At 63.1% G+C, this 19898-nt stretch carries 18 protein-coding genes and 1 tRNA gene; 4 read left to right on the top strand and 15 right to left on the bottom strand.

Annotated features, from left to right (window positions below; all coding sequences use genetic code 11):
• Together JSV08_02370 and JSV08_02365 are read left to right on the top strand one after the other, a co-directional pair.
• On the top strand, window positions 1–187 hold a 187-nt coding region (locus tag JSV08_02370; protein ID UCF81279.1), incomplete at its 5' end, for a hypothetical protein.
• A 48-nt stretch (window positions 188–235) separates the two neighbouring features.
• Window positions 236–973: a gamma-glutamyl-gamma-aminobutyrate hydrolase family protein gene (locus JSV08_02365; GenBank protein ID UCF81278.1), complete on the top strand. Its 738-nt coding sequence runs from the start codon at window positions 236–238 to the stop codon at window positions 971–973.
• Window positions 974–1012: 39 nt separating this feature from the next.
• Here JSV08_02365 and JSV08_02360 read toward each other — a convergent pair whose 3' ends face one another.
• The 4 genes from JSV08_02360 to JSV08_02345 all read right to left on the bottom strand — a co-directional run bounded on the left by JSV08_02360 (window position 1013) and on the right by JSV08_02345 (window position 5736).
• Window positions 1013–1447, bottom strand: a complete 435-nt coding sequence (locus tag JSV08_02360) for a CoA-binding protein (GenBank protein ID UCF81277.1) — start codon at window positions 1445–1447, stop codon at window positions 1013–1015.
• Window positions 1448–1593: 146 nt separating this feature from the next.
• Complete coding sequence (locus tag JSV08_02355) at window positions 1594–2883, bottom strand: tetratricopeptide repeat protein (GenBank protein ID UCF81276.1); 1290 nt, start codon at window positions 2881–2883, stop codon at window positions 1594–1596.
• A gap of 202 nt (window positions 2884–3085) precedes the next feature.
• Window positions 3086–3859, bottom strand: coding sequence for an SH3 domain-containing protein (locus tag JSV08_02350; GenBank protein UCF81275.1), 774 nt, complete (start codon window positions 3857–3859; stop codon window positions 3086–3088).
• An 8-nt stretch (window positions 3860–3867) separates the two neighbouring features.
• A complete protein-coding gene (locus tag JSV08_02345; protein UCF81274.1) occupies window positions 3868–5736 on the bottom strand; it encodes a protein BatD in 1869 nt (622 codons plus the stop codon).
• Between the two features lie 178 nt (window positions 5737–5914).
• Here JSV08_02345 and JSV08_02340 point away from each other — a divergent pair.
• Window positions 5915–5987 (top strand) — tRNA-Thr (locus JSV08_02340).
• A gap of 206 nt (window positions 5988–6193) precedes the next feature.
• Window positions 6194–7090 carry a bifunctional methionine sulfoxide reductase B/A protein gene (locus JSV08_02335; GenBank protein ID UCF81821.1) on the top strand — a complete coding sequence of 299 codons (897 nt, stop codon included), beginning with the start codon at window positions 6194–6196 and terminating at the stop codon, window positions 7088–7090.
• Window positions 7091–7164: 74 nt separating this feature from the next.
• Here JSV08_02335 and JSV08_02330 read toward each other — a convergent pair whose 3' ends face one another.
• The 11 genes from JSV08_02330 to JSV08_02280 form a co-directional block, all read right to left on the bottom strand.
• Window positions 7165–9717 carry an ankyrin repeat domain-containing protein gene (locus JSV08_02330; protein ID UCF81273.1) on the bottom strand — a complete coding sequence of 851 codons (2553 nt, stop codon included), beginning with the start codon at window positions 9715–9717 and terminating at the stop codon, window positions 7165–7167.
• Between the two features lie 69 nt (window positions 9718–9786).
• Window positions 9787–10815, bottom strand: a complete 1029-nt coding sequence (hypE, locus tag JSV08_02325) for a hydrogenase expression/formation protein HypE (protein UCF81272.1) — start codon at window positions 10813–10815, stop codon at window positions 9787–9789.
• Entirely contained in the window at window positions 10802–11905 is a 1104-nt protein-coding gene (gene hypD / locus JSV08_02320; protein UCF81271.1) for a hydrogenase formation protein HypD, read from the bottom strand. Before hypD ends, hypE begins: the two co-directional genes overlap by 14 nt.
• The gene (locus JSV08_02315) at window positions 11905–12153 is read right to left on the bottom strand and encodes a HypC/HybG/HupF family hydrogenase formation chaperone (protein ID UCF81270.1); all 249 of its coding nucleotides are present in this window, start codon (window positions 12151–12153) and stop codon (window positions 11905–11907) included. The genes hypD and JSV08_02315 overlap by 1 nt, the downstream gene beginning before the upstream one ends.
• A 2-nt stretch (window positions 12154–12155) precedes the next feature.
• A complete protein-coding gene (hypF, locus tag JSV08_02310) occupies window positions 12156–14465 on the bottom strand; it encodes a carbamoyltransferase HypF (protein ID UCF81269.1) in 2310 nt (769 codons plus the stop codon).
• Entirely contained in the window at window positions 14429–15172 is a 744-nt protein-coding gene (gene hypB, locus JSV08_02305; GenBank protein UCF81268.1) for a hydrogenase nickel incorporation protein HypB, read from the bottom strand. The genes hypF and hypB overlap by 37 nt, the downstream gene beginning before the upstream one ends.
• Complete coding sequence (locus tag JSV08_02300; GenBank protein UCF81267.1) at window positions 15165–15515, bottom strand: hydrogenase maturation nickel metallochaperone HypA; 351 nt, start codon at window positions 15513–15515, stop codon at window positions 15165–15167. Before JSV08_02300 ends, hypB begins: the two co-directional genes overlap by 8 nt.
• Before the next feature lie 18 nt (window positions 15516–15533).
• Window positions 15534–16169, bottom strand: a complete 636-nt coding sequence (locus JSV08_02295; protein UCF81266.1) for a hypothetical protein — start codon at window positions 16167–16169, stop codon at window positions 15534–15536.
• Window positions 16153–16677: a hydrogenase maturation protease gene (locus JSV08_02290; GenBank protein ID UCF81265.1), complete on the bottom strand. Its 525-nt coding sequence runs from the start codon at window positions 16675–16677 to the stop codon at window positions 16153–16155. Before JSV08_02290 ends, JSV08_02295 begins: the two co-directional genes overlap by 17 nt.
• 100 nt (window positions 16678–16777) lie before the next feature.
• Window positions 16778–18337: a nickel-dependent hydrogenase large subunit gene (locus tag JSV08_02285; GenBank protein UCF81264.1), complete on the bottom strand. Its 1560-nt coding sequence runs from the start codon at window positions 18335–18337 to the stop codon at window positions 16778–16780.
• 84 nt (window positions 18338–18421) lie between these two features.
• Window positions 18422–19408 carry a hydrogenase small subunit gene (locus JSV08_02280; protein UCF81263.1) on the bottom strand — a complete coding sequence of 329 codons (987 nt, stop codon included), beginning with the start codon at window positions 19406–19408 and terminating at the stop codon, window positions 18422–18424.
• Window positions 19409–19898 lie beyond the last annotated feature (490 nt).

Raw genomic sequence — 19898 nt, 5'->3', positions numbered from 1 at the left:
GGGCCTCTACGTCGGAGGCTCGTCGGGGATGGCGGTGGCGGGTGCGCTGGAATACGCGAGGAAAATCGACCGCCCCGCGAACATCGTCTGCATCCTCGCCGACTCGATGAACCGCTACGTCACGCGCTTCCTCGACGAAGGGTGGAGGAAGGAGAAGGGTATCGAAACCCTGGAGCCGGTTTGCTGAGGGAGGCCGGCTGCGGACCCCCGGGCCCTGTGGTATACTTTTCCACCTATGAAGGCGCGCATCGGAATCACGTCTGAGCTCCGGCCCAAAACGTGGAAGACGGGCATGTCCCCTGGGCGCTCGCTGCACTACACGGAAGGGACGATGGTGGACGCCATTGCGGGTGCGGGGGCCTTGATCTCCCTCATTCCCATCACTGGCGGCAAGGCCTACGCCGAGGAGCTTGCGGACTGGCTGGACGGCCTGCTCCTTCCGGGCGGCGAGGACGTCTCGCCCGCGTTCTACGGCGAGCGGCCGCTCAAGCAGGCGTGGAAGGGTGACAAGAAGCGCACTCATTTCGAATTCGCCCTCCTGGACGCGTTCCGCCGGCGCGAAAAGCCGGTGCTCTGCATCTGCCGGGGCGCGCAGGTCCTGAACGTCTATTTCGGAGGAAGCCTTTACCAGGACATTCCCACCCAGAAGCCGAGCCGCGTCGTACACCGCGACCCGAAGAAGCCCCTCACGAACTTCCACAAGGTGCGCGTCGCGGCGGGAACGCTCCTCGAAAAAATCCTAGGCCGCCGCGAGATCAGCGTCGCATGCGGCCATCATCAGGGCATCCGCCGCGTGGGAAAGGGCCTCACCGTGTCGGCGCGCGCCGATGACGGCATGGTGGAGGGCCTCGAGCGCCCCAAGGAGCGCTTCACCCTGGCCGTTCAGTTCCACCCCGAGTGGCTTCCCAAGGTGCGGCGCCAGCGCGCCCTGATGGAGGCCTTCGTCGAAGCCTGCCGCGCTGCGCGTCAATAGACCCGGAGCGGCAAGTAAGATCCCGCCAAAAGCGCCGCGTCATCCGAACGCCGCGCCGTGCTCGCGCATGATGCACTTGCTCTGGACGACCCGGAGACCGGCGGCGCGCGCTTTCTCGGCCGAGGCGTTGTGGGCGATGCCCTCCTGCATCCAGACCGTCCCCGCGCCCACGGCGATGGCCTCGTCCACAACGGCGGGCACGGCGTCGGGCTTCCGGAAAATATCCACGATGTCTATCTTCTCCGGCACTTCGCGCAAGTTCGCATAAGCCCGCTCGCCCAGGATTTCCTCCGCGTTCAGATTCACGGGGATGACGCGGTAGCCCCGCTTCTGGAGGTACGCGGCAACCCGGTGGCTGTCGCGCTCCGGCTTGTCCGAAAGCCCCACGACGGCGATGACCTTCGCGTCTTTCAGAATTCGCCTGATCTCTTCGGGTGGGGCGTTCTTGAGGGGAATCTCGCACTTTTCGGTCATGGCTTATCCTCGCCTGATTCTATTTCAGCAATCTCCCCGGTTGCAACGCCCTTTCATGAAACGCCAGCCCCGACGCACGTCGAGGGAGAAAGCGTAGTCGCTCCCCTGAGCGGATCCGTTGTGTCAGCCCCTCCCCCTCGCTTCTCCTACTGAGTCTTGCAATACGCTATGAGGGATTTCGCCGTCTGGAGGTATTCGGGAGGGTCATCTTTGGAAGGCTTCTCCACGTAGACGCTGAAGTGCTCGACGACCTTGTCGCACTTGCCCTGCCGCATGTAGAGAATGCCCAGGTGGTAGCGGGCGGACACGAGGGTGGGGTCGGCCTCGAGCGCGCCTTCGAAGCCCTTAATGGCGCACGCCGTGTCGTTTTGCTTGAGGCAAAGCAGGCCTTCGTTATAGAGGCCGATGCCGCTTGCGCCTTCTTCACCCTGGTCGGCGGAGAGCTCGCGCAGGCGCTTGTTCGCCTCCTGGGCCTTCTTGTTTTGGCCCGTCTCGCCGTAGAGCACCACGAGGCGGTTGTAGCCCTGCAGGTAGTCGGGGCGCACTTCCGTAAGACGCTCATAGGCGCCAATGGCTTCGGTCTTTTGCCCCGCGTCCTCGTGAGCCTGTCCGAGCACCCAGAGCGCCTCGTCGTGGCCGGCGTCGATGGCAAGCGCCTTTTCACAGAACGAAACGGCCTGCGCATGCTCCTGCGCCTCCCGGGAAAGCATGGCCGCTTTGGCCCAGAGATCGGGCGAGGCTTTTACCTCTGCAACGCGGGCAAAGGCCGTCCGGGCCTCGCCCATCTTTCCCGCCCTCTGGTAGGCATGGGCCAATCCTTCCATGACCTCTTCCTCCTTTGCCTTCTTGATATCGGCCGTCACCGAAGTCATGGCCTCGTCGAAAGATAAATTCTCTCCAACCGCATTTCGGACGGCTTCTTCCACGCGCTCCTCAACGGTCGGAGGCGGAGGCTCACCGATACCGCCCGCGGCGCGAGCCCGCACGGCCCAGATAGAGCGCGCCTCGTCTTCAGGGGCAAGCGTAATCTTGAAGTCGTATTTGATGTCTTCTACGGGGACCACGGCGAAGCCGATAAAAATGGCTTGCGCGGAGTCGACTTCCATTTCATCTTCGATCTTCTGTAGGCGCTCGATCACGGCTCCTGGTTTTTCTGTGGTAACGTAATATTCCGCGTTCACAACCTTGTAGCCTTCCTTGGAGCACTCTATTACGTAGCGGCCAAAGTCAAGAAATCGAATGCTCAGGAAGCCGCGCTTGTTGGTGTCACCGTATTTAGGAAGGTTTTTCTCCGTGGTTAACACACAATGGACGCCCTGAAGCGGTTTGCCCTGGTTGTCGACGGCTTCAAAAAAAACATGGGCATCCTGAGCCCATGCGGCCGCGCCGCTTGCAAGCCACATGGCAGTCACCCATGCCACTCTCGTTGCTTTCATTGCTCTCAAGCTCCTTATTGTATTTAACGAATCGAACACGCCTTCGTTCCAGATCCCGCCTCCCTTGCGAATCCTTGCCGCAAATGATTATACCTTAACCGCCGGCGATTTTCGATTTTCCCTCTTAACGGCCTCCCCTTTTTCCGAACTCCGGACCCGCTCCCGAAAACGAACCCCGACACCGGGGCAAAGCGGGAGGTCTCTACGGCAGGCCGAGAATTCCGACGCTCGCCGCGGGAAGCCAGCCCTCGCGCCCGTCGGCGAGGCGGATGATGAGCCACTCGCCGCGGCGCCCCGTGATGCGAACCGGGGTCGCGGCGTGAAGCTCGAACACCGTGGGGTGGCTTTCGCGCGGGCCGCTTTTGACCGACGCGACCGCTTCGAGCACGACGCCCCGGTCGATAAGCTCAGCGTACGCCAGCCCCGCCCCGAGCCATGCGGCCAGGACGACCGCCGCGGCGCCCCCCGCAAGGAGCGTGTAGAGGAGCGTTTCGCGGCGCGAGACGTAATAGAGCGTGCCGGCGGTACTCAAAACCCACACGAGCGCGATCAGCGCGGGCAGGGCCGCGGAGGGCGGAAGAAGGCGGTACAAATATCCAAGAAAAATTTCCACGGCGCTTTCTTCGGGAACGCGGTCCGCGGTTTGCTCACGAAGGAGGAAAAGATTCTCGCGCGCCTCGCGGTCGCGGGGAGCCCGCAGGAGCGTCTGCTCGAACGCCCACGCCGCCCTTCCGGGGTTCCCCGCCTTGTATTCGGCGCAGCCCAGGTTGTAGTAAAGCGGCGCCGACGCGTAGCCCGCCTCGAGCAGCCGCGCGTAGCGGGCGGCGGCCTCGGAAAAATTTCCCTCCTCGTAGAGGGCGTTGGCCTCTTCAAGAACGGCCTGGGCCGTCGCCGCCTTGGCGGGCAGGTCCGCGCCCAGCGCAAGCGGCGAAGCAAAAAGAACAACTGCTGCGAAAAAGAGTCGGAGCGGCTGCATGGCTTGGCCTAGGCTTGCGCTCGCTTGCTTTTCCACTCCCGCTCGATGGTGCGGACGAGTTTTCCGGCTTTCTCGGCCGCCTCCGCGTCAAGGCGCTGCCCCGCGGGAGAATAAAGGCCCGCGTGGGCCGCCTCCATCAGCTCGCCGTATTCCCGAATCCGCCGCTCGTCCACGCGGGCGGCGCGGAATTCCTCGAAAATATCGCGCGCCGTGAGGCCGTCGGGGGAGCGGCCGGTCTTGTCGGCCGCGTAGCCGCGCAGGCCCTCGTCGAGCGCTTCGAGCGCCCGCGGGGCGTCGCTGCGGCGAAACGCCGCCCGGGCCTCCGCGAACCGCCTGGACGCAGTCCGGCCGGCCCGGCGCGCGCGGTAGCCTTTTTCGTCCTCCCGCAGGCGCCGCTGCCGCGCCACGGCGCCGATGGCGGCCGCGTTCAGGACGAGGGGAAGGCCGAGGGCGATGGCGAGCGCCGCCGGCCTCCGGTAAAGGGGAGCGAAAGATTCCTTAAAGACATGAAGAGGAACTTCGGGACGGATGTAGTGGATGTCCGTGGCAAGCGTTTCCACCTCCCGCATGGCCGGCGCGAGCAGAACGGGCGCCTTCGTCGTGATGGTGCCCCGGACATGAACCTGGTGGCTTTTCGTGGCGAGCCGTTCGTAGGCCTGCGTCTCCGGATTGAAGACGCTCATGGTGAGCATGGGAAGCAGTTGCGTGCCGGTGGTGCGCGGAATGAGAAGATACGTCGCCTTCATGGCGCCGTGCAGGCCCTTTGCGGGAGACGGCTTTACGTTGTACGAGACCTCGGGCTCGTGAACGGTGAAACCGGGAAGCGGAGGAAACACCGGGGGCGCAAGGCTGCGCAGATTGCCGCGCCCCTGCACCGAAACGGTGAACGTCAGGGCTTCGGAGGCGTCAACCTCCTCCGCCGAAAGCGTCTCCTTCAGGGAAAATTGCCCGAGGGCGCCGTTGAAATCGTCAGGGACGGGCTCCGGAAGCGGCTGCACCTCGACCGTAAGCGTCGGGCTTCGCCGGTGCACGGTCTCCGAGGCCCCCATGGAGAAAAACCAGTGCGCCTGCCCGAGTTGAACGCGCACCTCGAGCACGAGCGGCTCTATCGAAAACGTCCCGCTTTGGGTGGGAACCAGAACCTTTTCAAGCACGGGCAGCGCGTAATAGCGCTTTCCGTCCTGCTCCACGGTGTCGGACGTCCTGGTGGCCGGCAGGACAATGTCCTCGGTGACGAAGCCTTCAAACGTCGGCGTCTCGACGGCGGTGGCGCCCAGGAGCGGCCACCGGCTCAGGAGACGGTAGTGTACGACCACGGGCTCGCCGACGTAGGCGCGGGAGCGCGACAGCCATCCCTGGACGCGCACGCCGCGGCGCAGCTCGTCGTCGCTCACGCCCCGCTGCTGCCGCCGCTCGCCCCATGGATCCCATGGGCTGACGAAGGGCGACCGGCGCTGCTGCGGGCTCTGACGCCGGGGCTTCAGGGAACCACTTTGCACGCTGACCACGATGGGCTCGGTGCGGTAGGTCCTGCCTTTTACGACCACCTGGAGCCCGGGAATGCGCAGCATCCCCTCGCGCTTGGGAAGGAGCGTGTAGTGGAACTGATGGCTCTGCACCATCTCGAAGTTCATGATGGTGGCCTGCATGGAGCTCGACTGGCCCCGCACGTGAAAATCCTCGAGCGCCGAGGCCACGTCGGGCTGCGTGACGCCCGAGACGCTTCCCGTCACGGTGACGGTGAGCGTGAGCGTGTCCTCGACGCCGATTTTGGGGGCGTCCACGCCGGCGCTCACGGAGATATCCCTGGCGCCGACCGGGGCGGAAAGCCACGCGGCGGCGCCGAAGAGGAGCAAGAGCGTTCGCATTCGATTCATCGTCGCAGCGCCTCGATCAAAGCAGCGTTCATCCTCCGCTATGATGACTTAACGCCTCGATCAAAGCAGCGTTCATCCTACGCTATGATGCCCTGTAAGGCACGGGAGCGTCAAATGCCGCCGCCAAAGCGGGCTTTCATTGACAACCATTGCGCCGCCGCCCTACAATGAATTTTGAGCCGGCGTAGCTCAGCTGGTAGAGCAGCTGTTTCGTAAACAGCAGGTCAGCGGTTCAAATCCGCTCGCCGGCTCTCTTTTTTTTCCTTTATCGTCGAGCACCTCTTGTAATCCCTGAACCCCGGCCCCCGATAGCCGGTTTTTCGGGGAACAACCCCGGCGCGAAGTGGGTTATCATGTTAATAAGATGAAACTCACCCATGCAGCGGCCTTCCTGATGATGGCGTCCGTCGCCGCGAGCGGCTGCGGCGCGCACGGGGAAGGCCTGGAGGAAGAAGCCATGCAAGCAGAAGGAAAAACTTCCGCCGCGGACCGGCGGCCGCTGACCTCCGAGGAAGAGAGAATCATAGTCCGCAAGGGCACGGAGCCGCCCTTCAGCGGCGAGTACGACAAATTTTCCGGGGACGGGACCTACCTGTGCCGCCGCTGCGGCGCGCCGCTCTACCGCTCGAACGACAAGTTCGATTCGGGCAGCGGCTGGCCCAGCTTCGACGACGAGATCGAAGGGGCCGTCCGCCGCGCCCCCGACGGCGACCGCGTCGAGATCACCTGCGCCCGCTGCGGCGGCCACCTGGGCCACGTCTTCGAAGGCGAGGACTTCACGCCCAAGGGCGTCCGCCACTGCGTCAACTCCCTCTCCCTCGATTTCGAGCCGGCGGAGAAAAAGGAGGAGGAAGCGAAGAAGGAGAGCGCTGTGCTCCACAAGGCCCACTTCGCGGGAGGGTGCTTCTGGGGCGTGGAGCACCTGATGAAGGAGCGCAAGGGCGTGGTCGCCACCTCCGTGGGCTACATGGGCGGCCGCACGGAGAGCCCCACCTACGAGGAGGTCTGCTCCGGCGAGACCGGCCACATCGAGGCCGTGGAGGTGGAGTACGACGAGTCCAAAGTCTCCTACGAGGAGCTCGCCCGGCTCTTCTTCGAGATCCACGACCCGACGCAGGCCGGGCGCCAGGGCCCGGACGTCGGCGAGCAGTACAAGTCGGCCGTCTTCTACGCGGATGATTCCCAGAAGCGGGTCGCGGAAAAACTGATCGCCCTCCTGCGGGAAAAAGGCTACGGGGTGGCGACGGAGCTAAGGGAGGCCGAAAAATTCTGGCCCGCCGAGGACTACCACCAGGACTACTACGACAAGACGGGAAAAAACCCCTACTGCCACGCCTACACGAAACGGTTCTGACGGCTGCCCGCCGAAGGCGGACTTGCCGTCTTTGGCCTTCGCGTTCACGTCCGCTCCTTGCTCAAGCAATCGCTTCACTTCGACGGCACCGCCCCAGCCGCGGGAGCGCAATCCTGAACTTCTCTATATTGCATGAGCGGGAGCCAATGACCTACCCCACCCCGTTCAAAGTGGGTGATTAGGCGGTATTCCATTCCCGCCTCGAACACAGCCTTGAATTCATAGTTGTTAATGGAACTCGCCCGGCAGTCCTCCCCAATTATGTGCATTGAGACGACCAGTGTATGTTCACCGGGAACGATTTTGAATTTCTCCAGTATAAGTACACTGGGAGCGAATTTGAATTTGCCTTTCCCAGATACTCTCTGTCCGTCGACGTATAAAATGTTAATAACAACGCCCTTTTCCTTTTTGATCTGTTCATCGCTGTCTGAAAAGTCAATGATGTCGTCAAAGAGGCCGCTCTTTTTGGACGGATTATAATTTCCAATAATAGCGTATGGGTAAAGCACCCTGGATCGGTTGAAGTAAAGTTTGCCCGCCGCCCACCAATTCTCATTATAGGGCTCCGGACTTTGGTAAAATCCGTTTAAATCCCCGTAGTATTTCCATAATGCTTCGTCTTCAGCGCCCTCTGTCAGTTTCTTTTTCTTTTCCCGTGCTCCGGCCTGTTTGAGAAGCCCCACAATCTCGGTGTGTCCCTTCCGTGCCGCAATCAGCAGGGCGGTCTGGCCGAATCCATATTTCACGTTCACGTCCGCTCCCGCGTCAACCAGGACTCTCACTAGCTCGGTGTAACCATTCGCCGCCGCCGCTTGCAGGGCGGTCCTGCCGCCTGTCATCCTAGCGTTCACGTCCGTACCCGCATCAATCAGCTTCTTCGCCATCTCGGTATGGCCCCCCGCTGCCGCGTTCGTCAGGGCGGTTTCGCCGAATTTGTTTTTCGCGTTCACGTCCGCGCCTGCCTCCATCAGGGCTTTCACCGTCTCGGCGCGGCCCTCCCGTGCCGCCCACATCAGGGCGGTCCAGCCGTTCACGTTCTCCGCGTCCACGTCCGCGCCTGCTTCAATCAGAGCCGTCACCGTTTCGGTGCGGCCCTTCCGCGCCGTCCACATCAGAGCGGTGTCGCTGTTTTTTTCATCCGCGTTCACACGCGCCTCTGTTGTCGTCATGAGCTGATCAATAATACCGGTGCAGTCCCACTCCATCGCGGCCATCAGGTCGGGCTCACTGCCTCTACCCCTCGCGTTCACGTCTGCGCCCGCCTCAATCAGGGCCTTTACCGCCTCGGTGTGGCCTGCTTTTGCCGCAAACATCAAGGCGGTCCAGCTGCCTTTGTCCTTCGCTTCCAAGTACACGTTCTTACCAATTAAAAGCTCCACGGTTTCGGTGTGGCCCTCCCGTGCCGCAGCCATCAAGGCGGTTATGCCGTCTTTGTCCCCCGCGTTCACGAATGCGCCTTGTTCAAGCAATTTTTCCACTTCGGCGGTGTCACCGGCCTCTGCCGCTCTAATCAGTCTTGAATTGATTCCGGCCCGCTCAAGAATTTCCACAACCCCGGTGCGGCCTTTGGATTTCGCATACATCGAGGCGGTCGCGCCTTTCGGGGTCTTCGCGTTCACGTCCGCTCCCGCGTCAAGCAAGGCATTTACAACCCCGGTGCGGCCATTCGCTGCCGCGAACATCAAGGCGCTAGTGCCTTTTTCGGTCCTCGCGTTCACGTCAGCGCCCTTGCTAATCAAAATCTCTACAATCTCAGTTTCGCCATAGCGTGCCGCAGCCATCAGGGCGGTCGTGCCGGCTTCGTCCTTTGCGTTCACGTCCGCGCCTTCTCCAAGCAATTTTTCCACTTTGGTCGTATAACCAGCCTTTGCCGCTTCTATCAGTTCTGAATCGATATCTCCGTAGGACGTTGCTCCGGCCTGTTTGAGAATTTCCACAATCTCGGTGTGGCCACCCGCTGTCGCAACCCTCAGGGCGGACCTGCCGTCTTTTGCCTTCGCATTTACGTCCGTTCCCGCTTCAATCAGGGCCTTTGCCGCCTCGGTGTGGCCGACCGCTACCGCAAACCTCAAAGCGGTCCAACCGTCTTTGTCCTTCGCGTTCACATCCACGCCCGCGTCAAGCAAAATCTTCGCCGCCTCGATGCGGCCCATCATCGCCGTAAACATCAAGGCAGTCCTACCGTTTTTTTTCTTCGCGTTCACGTCCACGCCCAGACCAATCAGGGTCTTCACCGTCTCGGTGTAGCCAAATAATGCTGCAGCCATCAAAGTGGTCTGGTCATTATTTTTCTTTGCATTCACGTCCGCCCCGGCGTCAATCAGGAACTTCGCTGTCTTGGTGTAGCCTCGGTCTAGCGCAATCAGCAAGGCGGTCTCGCCGCCTTCGTTCTTCGCATTCACGTCCGCGCCTTTTCCAAGCAATCGCTCCACTTTGGCGGTATCACCGGCCTCTGCCGCTTCGAGCAGGTCTGAATTGATATCACCATAGGCCGTCTGCGCGAAAAGCAGCGGGAGCAGGAGCAGGAAAGCAAGAGTTCGCAAATGAAGAGAGACTCGGTCGTGGAAGGCGTTCCCTCCCGGAGAACGGGCCTCGGAAAAGACCTTGGTGACTTTGAAGGCCATGCGGGAATTCTAAGGTGAAGCGTAGAAGCGTTGCAAGCGGATTTTCGCGGTCGAGCCCCTTCACCCCCCTCAACAAATACGCGGGAGAAGCTCGCCCGAAAGCACGCTGATCTGGCGCTTCCCGCCCGCGCGGGTGTTCATCGAGACGCCGCCTCCCTCGCTTCGCTTCACGACGCGCCCGATCCGGCACGCCTCGCGCCCCAGGGGATGCCCGCGCATGGCGCGAAGCACCGCCTCCGCGCGCTCCGGAGGGACGAAGGCCAGAAGTTTTCCCTCGTTCGCGACGTAGAGGGGGTCGAGGCCGAGAATCTCGCAGGCGTTTGCGACGTCGTCGCTCACCGGAATTTTCTCCTCCTCCACCTCGACGGCCACGCCGGCCGCCTCCGCTATCTCGCAAAGCGCCGTGGCGAGCCCTCCCCTCGTCGGGTCGCGCATTGCGTGAATCGAGGGGCACGCTTCGAGCATGCGCTCGACCAGGGCGGTCAGGGGCGCCGCGTCGCTGCGGACGCCGCTTTCCAGATTGAGCCGCTTCGCCATCACGGCCACGCCGTGCTCGCCGATGGACCCGCTCAGAATCACGGCGTCCCCGGGGACGACCCGCTCCACGGAGGGCGCCACATCGGCCGGGACCGCGCCCACGCCCGTCGTGTTGATGAAAAGCCCGTCGGCCTTGCCGCGCTCGACGACCTTGGTGTCTCCCGTGACGACGTGGACGCCCGCCGTCCTCGCCGCCTCCGCCATCGATTCGACGACGGACTCGAGAGCCGCAAGCGGCAGCCCCTCCTCGATGATGAACCCCGCGCTCAGGTAAAGCGGCCTCGCGCCTCCCACGGCGAGGTCGTTCACCGTGCCGTAGACCGCGAGCGAGCCGATGTTTCCCCCCGCGAAGAAAAGCGGACTCACGACGAACGAATCCGTCGTGAGCGACAGCCGCTTTCCCTCCCAGGACAGGGTCGCCTGGTCGTTCCGCGCGTCGAGAAAGGGATTTTCAAGATGGCGGGCGAACAGGTCGATGAGGTCGCGCGTCAGGCGGCCGCCGCTTCCGTGGCCGAGCGTGACAATGCTCCGATTATCTCCTGAAACCTTATCGCTCGGCATACCTGTAAAAGGCGGCGCAGGTGCCCTCGGAGGAAACCATGCAGGCTCCGATGGGGTTCTCCGGCGTGCAGGTTTTATCGAAAAGAGGACAATCCGGCGGCTCGGCCACGCCGCGCAAGATTTCTCCGCAGAGGCATCCCTGGGGCTCCTGGGAGGGAGCCGCCTCCAGCTCGAACTCCTCCGCGGCGTCGAACGCCCGGTATTTTTCGGAAAGGTGAAGGCCGCTTCCCGGAATTTTTCCAAGGCCCCGCCACTCGGCGTCGCCCGGCTCGAACACCTCTTCGAGCAGTGAGAGCGCCGCCCGGTTTCCCTCCGGGCGCACCACGCGACTGTAGGCGTTCTCGACTGACGCCTCGCCGCGCTTGCGCTGGCGGACGAGCATGAGGATGCCCGCCAGCATGTCGAGCGTCTCGAAGCCGGCCACCACACAGGACAGACTGTGCTCCTGCGCCAGGAACCGGTACGCGTCCGCGCCGATAATCGCGCTCACGTGGGCGGGGCAGAGGAACCCGTCGAGGCTCACCTCCCCGCTCTCCACGATGGCGCGCATCGCGGGAGGGATGAGCTTGTGGGCGCAGTGGACGAAAAAATTCCCGAGACCGCGCCGCCGCGCCTCGACCACCGCCGCCGCCACGGCGGGCGCCGTGGTCTCGAAACCGACGCCGAGAAACACCACGCGGCTCTCCGGCTCCCGCCCCGCAAGCTCGAGGGCGTCCATCGGCGAGTACATCACGCGCACGTCCGCCCCCCGCGCTCGCTCCAGGACGAGGGAAGACTCCGTCCCAGGCACCCGCAGCATGTCCCCGAAGGTGGCGACGATGACCTTCTCCCCGCGGGCGCACTCGAGCGCCGTATCGATGTAGGAAGTGGGAGTGACGCACACTGGACAGCCGGGTCCCGAGAGAAGCTTCAGGTTCGCGGGAAGAAGCGATCGAATGCCGAAGCGGAACGCGGCCATCGTGTGCGTGCCGCAGACCTCCATAAAACGGCACGTGCCGCTCGTCCCTTCCATCTCGCCCAGGAGGGCGTCGGCGAGAGCGCGAGCGCGCGGGCCGTCCCGGAAATCTTCAATGTATTTCGCCGTCGCCATTACGGCGTTTCCTCTGAATCGCTCCCCTTCCCTCCGGCCGCCCCCATTGCCTCGAACAGGGACAGAGTCTCCAGGGCTTCCTTTTCGTCGAGGCGCTCGATGGCGAACCCCACGTGCACGATGACGTACTCGCCCGGCCTCGCGTCCTCGACGAAATCGAGGCGCACTCGCCGCCGGACGTTCCCCAGTTCGGCCACGGCGTCGACCCCTTGAATTTCGACAATCCTCATGGGAACGCCCAGGCACATGGTTACGACCCCTTCTTTTCGGCTATGAGCGCCTGCCCCAGCGCCAGGCCGCCGTCGTTGGGAGGAACCCGCTCGGGCACGTACACCTCGAAGCCGAGCGCCTCGAGCCGTGTCCGCATGGCGCGAAGGAGGCGCACGTTCTGGAAGACGCCGCCTCCGAACACGACGCGGTCAAGCCCGGTCTCTCCGCGGGCGCATACCAGGAACCGCGCCGACGCCTCCGCCAGCGTGGCGTGAAAGCGGGCGGCGATGCGCGGCGCCGGGACGCCGGAGGCCCGCTCGGAGATAACCTCGCGTATCATCGGAAGGAAGGAAAGACGCGCTTCGCGCATTTCGAATCCGTAGGGCGGCGCCTCGCCCTCACCGGCGCACAGGGCTTCGAGCTCCATCGCGGCCTGCCCCTCGTAGCTCATTCGGTGGCGCAGGTCGACGAGGGAAGCCACCGCGTCGAAGAGCCGCCCGGCGCTCGACGTGAGAGGGCTGTTCACGCGCTCCTCGACCATCTTAATCCAGACTCCGACTCTCGAATCCTGAAAAGCGTCGGGGAGCTGGTGAACGACGTCCTTCCACTCGTCGCCGAAGGCCGCACGGAGGTACGCCGCCGCCATGCGCAGGGGTTCGCGTGCGGCGGCGTCGCCGCCCGGCATGGGAATATATTCGAAGTGCCCCAGGCGGCGGAACGCGGAAAAATCTCCCGCGAAAAACTCGCCGCCCCAGACGGCGCCGTCCGCGCCGTATCCCGCGCCGTCGAAGAGCGCTCCGAGAACGTCGCCCTCCAGGCGATGCTCCGCCATCACGCTCGCAAGGTGCGCGTGGTGGTGCTGTACGCGCACGATTCTGCCGCCGTAACGCTCCTCCGCCCAGCGGCCCGTGAAGTAATCCGGGTGCATATCACAGGCGACTATCGCGGGGGAAACGCCGAGAACTTTCTGAAGATGCGCGACGCCTTTCTCCAGCCGCTCCAGGGACGCGGGCGATTCTATCGTCCCGAGGTGGTGACTCAGAACGGCCTCGCCCGGACGCGTCAGGCACAGTGTGTTCTTGAGGTCCCCGCCGAGCGCGAGCACGCGGCGTTGAACGTCGGCCCCTATCGGCAGGGGGGCATGTCCCCGCGAGCGCCGCACGAAAAGCGTCCGCCCCCGCTCGGAGCGCACGACCGAATCCTCGTTGGGCACGGCGATGGGGCGGTTGTGAAGAAGAAAGGCGTCCGCGAGTCCCGAGAGCCGCCCCAGTGCTTCTTCCTTTGTGTAGCACAGGGGCTCGTCGCTTTCGTTGCCGCTCGTCATCACGAGCACCTCCTCCGGGGGCGCAAGAAGCAGGTGATGAAGCGGGGTGTAGGGAAGCATCGCGCCGAAGGTGCTCTGTCGCGGCGCCACGCTTCGTGCGATGCCGTTGGGCGTTTTCTTCGAGAGGAGCACGATGGGCGCCGCGGGAGACAGAAGCAGCCGCTCTTCCTCCGGGGAGACGCGGGCGAATTTCCCGACGGCTTCCACGTCGCGCGCCATCAGGGCGAATGGCTTTTCCTTTCGCTGCTTTCGCTCCCTGAGCCTGCGGACGGCCTCCTCACGGCGGGCGTCGGCGGCGAGATGAACGCCGCCCAGGCCCATCACGGCCACGATGCGCCCCTCGCGGAAAAATTCGCGGCACCGCTCCAGCGGGTCCTCCGCTGAGACGGGCGAGCCCGCCTCGTCGAGCACCTCGAGACAGGGGCCGCAGACGGGGCAGGCGTTCGGCTGGGCGTGAAAGCGCCTGTCGAGCGGATCCTCGTACTCCTTCTCGCAGGCGGGGCACATCGAAAAATCTTTCATGGTGGTGCGCGGCCGGTCGTAGGGAACGTCCTCCAGGATGGTGTAGCGCGGGCCGCAATGCGTGCAGTTCGTAAACGGATAACGATGGCGGCGGTCGCCGGCGGCGAGCACCTCTTCCATGCACGCCCGGCACACGGCCATATCTGGCGTGAGAAACGAGCGCTTCTCGCCTCCCGGCTCGCTTTCGCGAATGTGGAATTCCTCGCCCAGGGAGCGCGGTGCTTCTTCTTCAAAGGCACATTCCGCCACGGAGGCGGCGGGAGGAATTTCTTCTTGAAACCGCTCTCGAAAGCGCGCCGCGGCCCCGGGCTCGCCCTGAAGGAACGCTTCCACTCCCTGATTCGTATTGGCCACCCAGCCGCTCAGCCCTTCCTCCACGGCCAGGCGATAGACGAACGGGCGGAAACCCACCCCCTGCACCACGCCGCGCACGCGGATGCGGCAGGCTACAGGCGAGGCCGCCTGTTTTACTCGTGCAAGCGCTTTTCCAGCCACCGGTGCCATTCCTCCATGCCCTCTCCCGTGCGCGCCGAGAGGGCCAGGATCTCCACCTGCGGGTTCACCGAGCGGGCGCTTCGCTCGCACGCTTCGCGGTCGAAGCCGATGACGCCCGCCAGGTCCATCTTGCTCAAGACAACCGTGTCGGCAATGCGAAATAATCCCGGATACTTGAGAGGCTTGTCCTCCCCCTCGGGCGTGCTGAGGAGCGCCACCCTGCGCGCCTCGCCCAGGTCGAACAGGGCCGGGCACACGAGGTTGCCGATGTTCTCGATAAAAAGAAGCGCGGGCCCCTTGCAGGAGAGCGCCTCCAGCCCGTGCGCGACGAGGTGCGCGTCGAGATGACACATGGAGTGGGTGTTGATCTGGTGCACTCTCCCGCCCGCCTCGCGGATACTCTCCGCGTCTAGGCTGGTCTCCTGGTCGCCCGTCAGGACAAAGACCGAAATGTCCTTGGGAAGGGAGCGTATCGTGCTCTTGAGAAGCGTGGTTTTCCCGGAGCCGGGGGCGCTCATGAGGTTTACGGAAAAAATGCGCTCGCGCCGGAAATATTTTCGGTTTTGTTCCGCATGGGTTTTATTCTCGGCCAGAATCTCCCTGCCGATGCGAACCGTCCGGCTTTCCGCGCCGTGAGCATGCGAGTGTGAGGAACCCTCCCCGTGCGCGTGCTTCGGCGGCGCGTCGGGGTCTCCGCAACCGCACCACTCACACATATTCCACCTCCAGTTCCCGGATGCCGAATTCCCAACCGCGCTCCCACTGGACGTCGGGAGCCCGGCAGGACGGGCACGGAATCTTTCCTTCGCCGCGGGGAGCCACCTCCCCGCCGCACCGCCGGCAACGCCCCCGCGGCTCCTCGGTCTCGAAGTGCAGCGCGGCCCCATAGGCAGGTGTGTCCTTCGCGGCGAGGGCGAAAACCCACGCGAACGCCTCCTGCGAGACGCACGACCATTTGCCGAGGGTGAACACGATGCGGCTTACGCTTTTCACCCCTTCCCGGCGCGAGTAGTCCTCGATAAACCCGAGCGCTCGCTCGGCGAGGTAGGCTTCATGCATCGCGGGGCGCTTTCCCTGTTATATCCACCAGAGGGCCACACCCGTGGCGGCAATGATTCCGCCCGCCATGACGTGCGCCAGCCGCTCGCTCATCATGAACGACCACCGCCGCGCCACGCTGTCCCCCGCGTGCACCATCACGAGCATGGTGGCGAGGGTGACGGCGGTGAACAACAGCGCCACTCCCGCCACGCCCTGCCATTGCCAGGAAGAGGCCGCGAACATGAGCGGCACGAGCGGCTCGCACGGCCCCAGGACAAACACAGCATAGAGCGACCAGAAGACGGTCGTCCGCCGCACGAGCGTCTCCGGCTTCACATGAGCGTGGCGATGCCGGCGGCGCATCAAGCCCCACGCCATGTAGGCCAGTCCAAACGCCACGAGGAGTATCCTTCCGGCGTCTCCCCGAAGCGCCTCAAACACCTCGAGGCGCGTAAGGGCGATTCCCCCCAGTATTCCAAGAGCGCCCAGGACGACGGACGAGCCCGCGTGCAACAGTGCGCCGACGACCGTCACGAACGAAAGGAACTTCCGCGACCAGCGCCTCGTGCTCGCAAGCGCGATGAAAGGCACGTAGTGGTCGGGCCCCATGACCGCGTGGAGAAAAGCAATCGCGGCCGTGGAAAGAAGAAGCGCGTTATACCCGTGCGACATGACGCCCTTTCCTTCGCTTCAAGACGCCGTCCTTGCATTCGCCCTGCTCCGTCTGGATGAGCCTCTTGATCACCTCGACGGCTTCCGGGATCCGTCGTTTGATTTCCGGTGACGGCTCCAGGCCCGGCGAGACGTCTTCAGGCTGAATCCCGACGATTACGATTTCTTTCGGAACGGTCCCGAGCATCCCGGCCATCTTGAGGGCCTCGAGCAAGCCCAGTTGGTGAAGAGAAAGGGATTCGCTTCGCTTCTCGAAAATATCCTCGGGGGAAAACCTGTATATCGCGCCGGGCTCGTCCCCTCCCCTTACCGCGTCGACAACGATGAGCTTGTCCACGTCGGCAAGCGATTGCAGCGCGTCGAGCGCCGCCGTGCCGCAGTCGACGACCTCGACGTTCGGGGGCAGCGCTCCGTCCTTTTTCAGGGCGCGTATCACGTGGATGCCGACGCCCTCGTCCTTGAGGAGGATGTTTCCCGCTCCCATGACGACCGTTCTGGGTTGGGCCATGTTTAGATGATACCCCGCTTGTCTTTACGGAAAAAGGGCTACGCCGCCTCCGCCGGCCCGCGCGGCTCTCTTTTTCTTCCCGCGGCTTCAAGCCGCGTGCCTATACGGCCCGGAACTCGTTCAGCGTGCGGCCGTCGGGCGTGACCATGTGGACGGCGCACGCAATGCACGGGTCGAACGACCGGACGACCCGGAGCGCCTCGATGGGATTCTCGGGGTCGGCAATCGGCGTTCCCACGAGCGCCTGCTCCATCGGGCCGGGCTGTTTCCTGTCGTCGCGCGGGCTGGCGTTCCACGTCGTGGGAACGACGCACTGGTAGCTGTCAATCTTTTTGTTCTTTATCGTAATCCAGTGCCCCAGCGCACCGCGCGGCGCCTCCGTAAGTCCCATTCCGGTCGCTTCCTTGGGAATCTCGAACTTGGCGTGCGATGGCTCGCCGGGCTTGAGCTCCGCGACCCATTCGGCGCACCTGTCCGCAACCACCTTGCACTCCAGCGCCCGGGCGGCGTGCCTTCCGAGCACTGAGAACAGCGCCGACACAGGAGCATCGTATCGCTTCAGCGTGTCCGTCACCAGCTTGGAGGCCTTATCGTTGCCGCCCGTCAAGTGGGCGACGGCCATGCGCGCCAGCGGGCCGACCTCCAGCACCTTTTTATCGTACCGCGGCGCCTTGAGCCATGAGTAGGCGCCTCTCTTTCTCTCGTCAGGCGTCGTCTCGCCCTCCGACGGATGCTTTCCCGTAGCGGAGCTGTATCTCGATTTCTTGACGTACTCGGCTATCTTCGCATCCGAAAACGGCCCGGCGGCCCCATCGATGTACGTTCCCGCGGGAAACAGCTTCTTGCTTCCGGAAACATCTTCCTCGAACACTCCGTACGCGAGGAGGTTGCCGCAGCCTACGCCGATGCCGAAGTACTGCTTGTAACCGTCCGCAACCGCCAGCACGTCGGGGATGTACACGGTGTCGATGAACGTCCGGAGCTCCCTCAGCCTGGACTTGAAGGCGACGATCTTGTCGACCGTGACCTTTTCCGAAGCGCCGCCGGGGAGAATCGCTACCGCGTGCGGCATCTTGCCGCCGAATATCGCGAGCATCTCCTGGGCTTCTCTTCTCATCTTCAGCGCCTCGAGGTAATGGGCTATGGCGCCTATGTTGAGTTCCGTATCGGCAATGTAGTCCCCCTTGTACCTGGGCAGGAAAGGAGCCACCGCCGTCGCCCTGCCGCTGTCCACCTCGGCCTGCGCCCACGCTTTCACCCGCTTGAGGTTCGGATCGTTGCCCGTGTACTTGAGGATTGCCGTGATGTCAACGTAATCGAGGGCCGCGAGATGATAGAAGTGGAGAATATGCGACTGGATGTAGTTGGCTCCGAGCACCAGGTTGCGTATCAGCCTTCCGTTCTCCGGCGGGGTGACGCCGAATGCGTTGTCGAGGTTCAAAGTGGCCGCCTGGGCATGGCTGGCGGGGCAGACTCCGCAGATGCGCTGGGTAATCTGCTGGGCGTCGACGGGGTTCCTTCCCCGCAGGATGCCCTCAATGCCGCGGAACATCTCTCCGGCAGCGCGGGCGTCGGTGACCTTGCCGTCCTCCACCTCCACGTCCACCCTCAGGTGGCCTTCAATCCGGGTAATCGGATCAATCACGACCGTTGTTTTCATTTCAATACTCCTTTCTTCAATTTAATGTAGTGCTCCGTCCTGGAGGGCCGCCCACATCAGCGGCGCCCCCTCGAACGGGCAAGTCTATCCGGCAAGTGCTTTTTTCCCGGCGTAAGGACCCGTCCAGGCGATTCCGTACGTCTTCTCTATCGGAAGCCTGGCGTACAATCCCTCGCCCTCATGGTCGGGGAAAGTCGGCTCGGTGCACCCGATGCAGGGAGAGCCGCTGCGCACGCACCAGTTGCCCTTGTCGTTCCAGCCCCTTATCGGCGTGTCGCAGTATGCTATCGGCCCCTTGCAGCCGAGCCCGTACAGGCACCCTTCGTCCCCGAAATCGGCCGCCATCCTGTCGTTCTCGAAGTCGGCGCGCCTCTCGCACTGCTCATGAACCAGCTTGCCATAGAACATCTTCGGCCGCCCGAGCCGGTCAAGCTCCGGAACGCCGAAAAGGAGCACATGCGCCACCGTTCCCACGACCCAGTCCGGGTGCGCCGGACATCCCGGGATGCTGATGATCGTGGCCTCGGGGATGACGTCACGGACGCTCTTCGCCTCGGTTGGATTCGGCCTTCCGGCGGGAATGCCGCCGAAAGCCGCGCACGTGCCCACGGCGAGCACCGCCTGGGCGGCACCGCCGAGTTCTTTGATCCATTCCTCGATGGTGACGGGCTTGCCCTCCCTCTCGCCGACCGTGCAGTAGTCCAGGTGTTCCCCGGTGGGTATGGAGCCCTCGACCACGAGGACGAACTTGCCCTTCAATTCCGCTATTGCCCTCTCCGCGACGCTCATGGCGAGGTTCCCCGAGGCCGCCATCACGTTCGGATGAAACTCCAGGCTGATGGTTTCGGTAAGGACCTCCACGATGTCGGGATGCACCGTGTTGAGCACTGAGACGGAACATCCCGTGCAGGACTGTCCATGCATCCAGATTACTGGAAGGTTGCCGACCTTTTCCTGAATTGCCTTCTTGATGGTCTCGGCCGCCTGCGGGTATCCGACGAAGCCCGGCAGCGCCGCAGCCATGCCCGAGCAACCCAGCAACCCTAAAAACTCTCTCCGTGTTAGCGCCATTGAAATTCTCCTTTCTTAGTGGAACCGGAAAATCTCCGGACTACACATACCTCGAACATAGAAACCTGAAATACGCTTTTTTCAACACCACTACATATGGCGCAGGTTTCTATACGGTGCAGAATATTTCTACGTTTCACACTACCATACTTTCTGATTAAAAACTCTCCCCGCGTTAAGGTCATTGAAAGATTCCCTTCCTGGTGGAGCCGAGGATTCCTGAGTTTGTGTATTCCATGCTTAGGTAGTTTAAGGCCTGCTTATCTTAATATGCCCCCTTCGTTTCGTCTTGTCAAGAGGTTTTTTCTTATTTTAATACATTAATAAGCGAACCGAGGAATCGCCTTCGGTATTTTGTTTTGTCAATAGCTCGCATGGCACCATCCAAAATCTTACCGAAGGAAGCAGGTAACGCCCCAATCCCGATGTCGGGATCGGGGACATCATGCGGGGCTTGAAAGCCGACCCTTCGGAAACCCCATTGAAAAAG

This window comes from Acidobacteriota bacterium, from assembly GCA_020349885.1.
Classification (GTDB): domain Bacteria; phylum Acidobacteriota.
This window is presented reverse-complemented; position numbering and strand designations above follow the sequence as displayed.

Excerpts from the sequence above, each read along its gene's own strand:
- JSV08_02365 (UCF81278.1), top strand. The coding sequence starts at position 236 with ATGAAGGCGCGCATCGGAATCACGTCTGAGCTCCGGCCCAAAACGTGG.
- JSV08_02360 (UCF81277.1), bottom strand. The coding sequence starts at position 1,447 with ATGACCGAAAAGTGCGAGATTCCCCTCAAGAACGCCCCACCCGAAGAG.
- JSV08_02355 (UCF81276.1), bottom strand. The coding sequence starts at position 2,883 with ATGAAAGCAACGAGAGTGGCATGGGTGACTGCCATGTGGCTTGCAAGC.
- JSV08_02350 (UCF81275.1), bottom strand. The coding sequence starts at position 3,859 with ATGCAGCCGCTCCGACTCTTTTTCGCAGCAGTTGTTCTTTTTGCTTCG.
- JSV08_02345 (UCF81274.1), bottom strand. The coding sequence starts at position 5,736 with ATGAATCGAATGCGAACGCTCTTGCTCCTCTTCGGCGCCGCCGCGTGG.
- JSV08_02335 (UCF81821.1), top strand. The coding sequence starts at position 6,194 with ATGCAAGCAGAAGGAAAAACTTCCGCCGCGGACCGGCGGCCGCTGACC.
- JSV08_02330 (UCF81273.1), bottom strand. The coding sequence starts at position 9,717 with ATGGCCTTCAAAGTCACCAAGGTCTTTTCCGAGGCCCGTTCTCCGGGA.
- hypE (UCF81272.1), bottom strand. The coding sequence starts at position 10,815 with ATGCCGAGCGATAAGGTTTCAGGAGATAATCGGAGCATTGTCACGCTC.
- hypD (UCF81271.1), bottom strand. The coding sequence starts at position 11,905 with ATGGCGACGGCGAAATACATTGAAGATTTCCGGGACGGCCCGCGCGCT.
- JSV08_02315 (UCF81270.1), bottom strand. The coding sequence starts at position 12,153 with ATGTGCCTGGGCGTTCCCATGAGGATTGTCGAAATTCAAGGGGTCGAC.
- hypF (UCF81269.1), bottom strand. The coding sequence starts at position 14,465 with ATGGCACCGGTGGCTGGAAAAGCGCTTGCACGAGTAAAACAGGCGGCC.
- hypB (UCF81268.1), bottom strand. The coding sequence starts at position 15,172 with ATGTGTGAGTGGTGCGGTTGCGGAGACCCCGACGCGCCGCCGAAGCAC.
- JSV08_02300 (UCF81267.1), bottom strand. The coding sequence starts at position 15,515 with ATGCATGAAGCCTACCTCGCCGAGCGAGCGCTCGGGTTTATCGAGGAC.
- JSV08_02295 (UCF81266.1), bottom strand. The coding sequence starts at position 16,169 with ATGTCGCACGGGTATAACGCGCTTCTTCTTTCCACGGCCGCGATTGCT.
- JSV08_02290 (UCF81265.1), bottom strand. The coding sequence starts at position 16,677 with ATGGCCCAACCCAGAACGGTCGTCATGGGAGCGGGAAACATCCTCCTC.
- JSV08_02285 (UCF81264.1), bottom strand. The coding sequence starts at position 18,337 with ATGAAAACAACGGTCGTGATTGATCCGATTACCCGGATTGAAGGCCAC.
- JSV08_02280 (UCF81263.1), bottom strand. The coding sequence starts at position 19,408 with ATGGCGCTAACACGGAGAGAGTTTTTAGGGTTGCTGGGTTGCTCGGGC.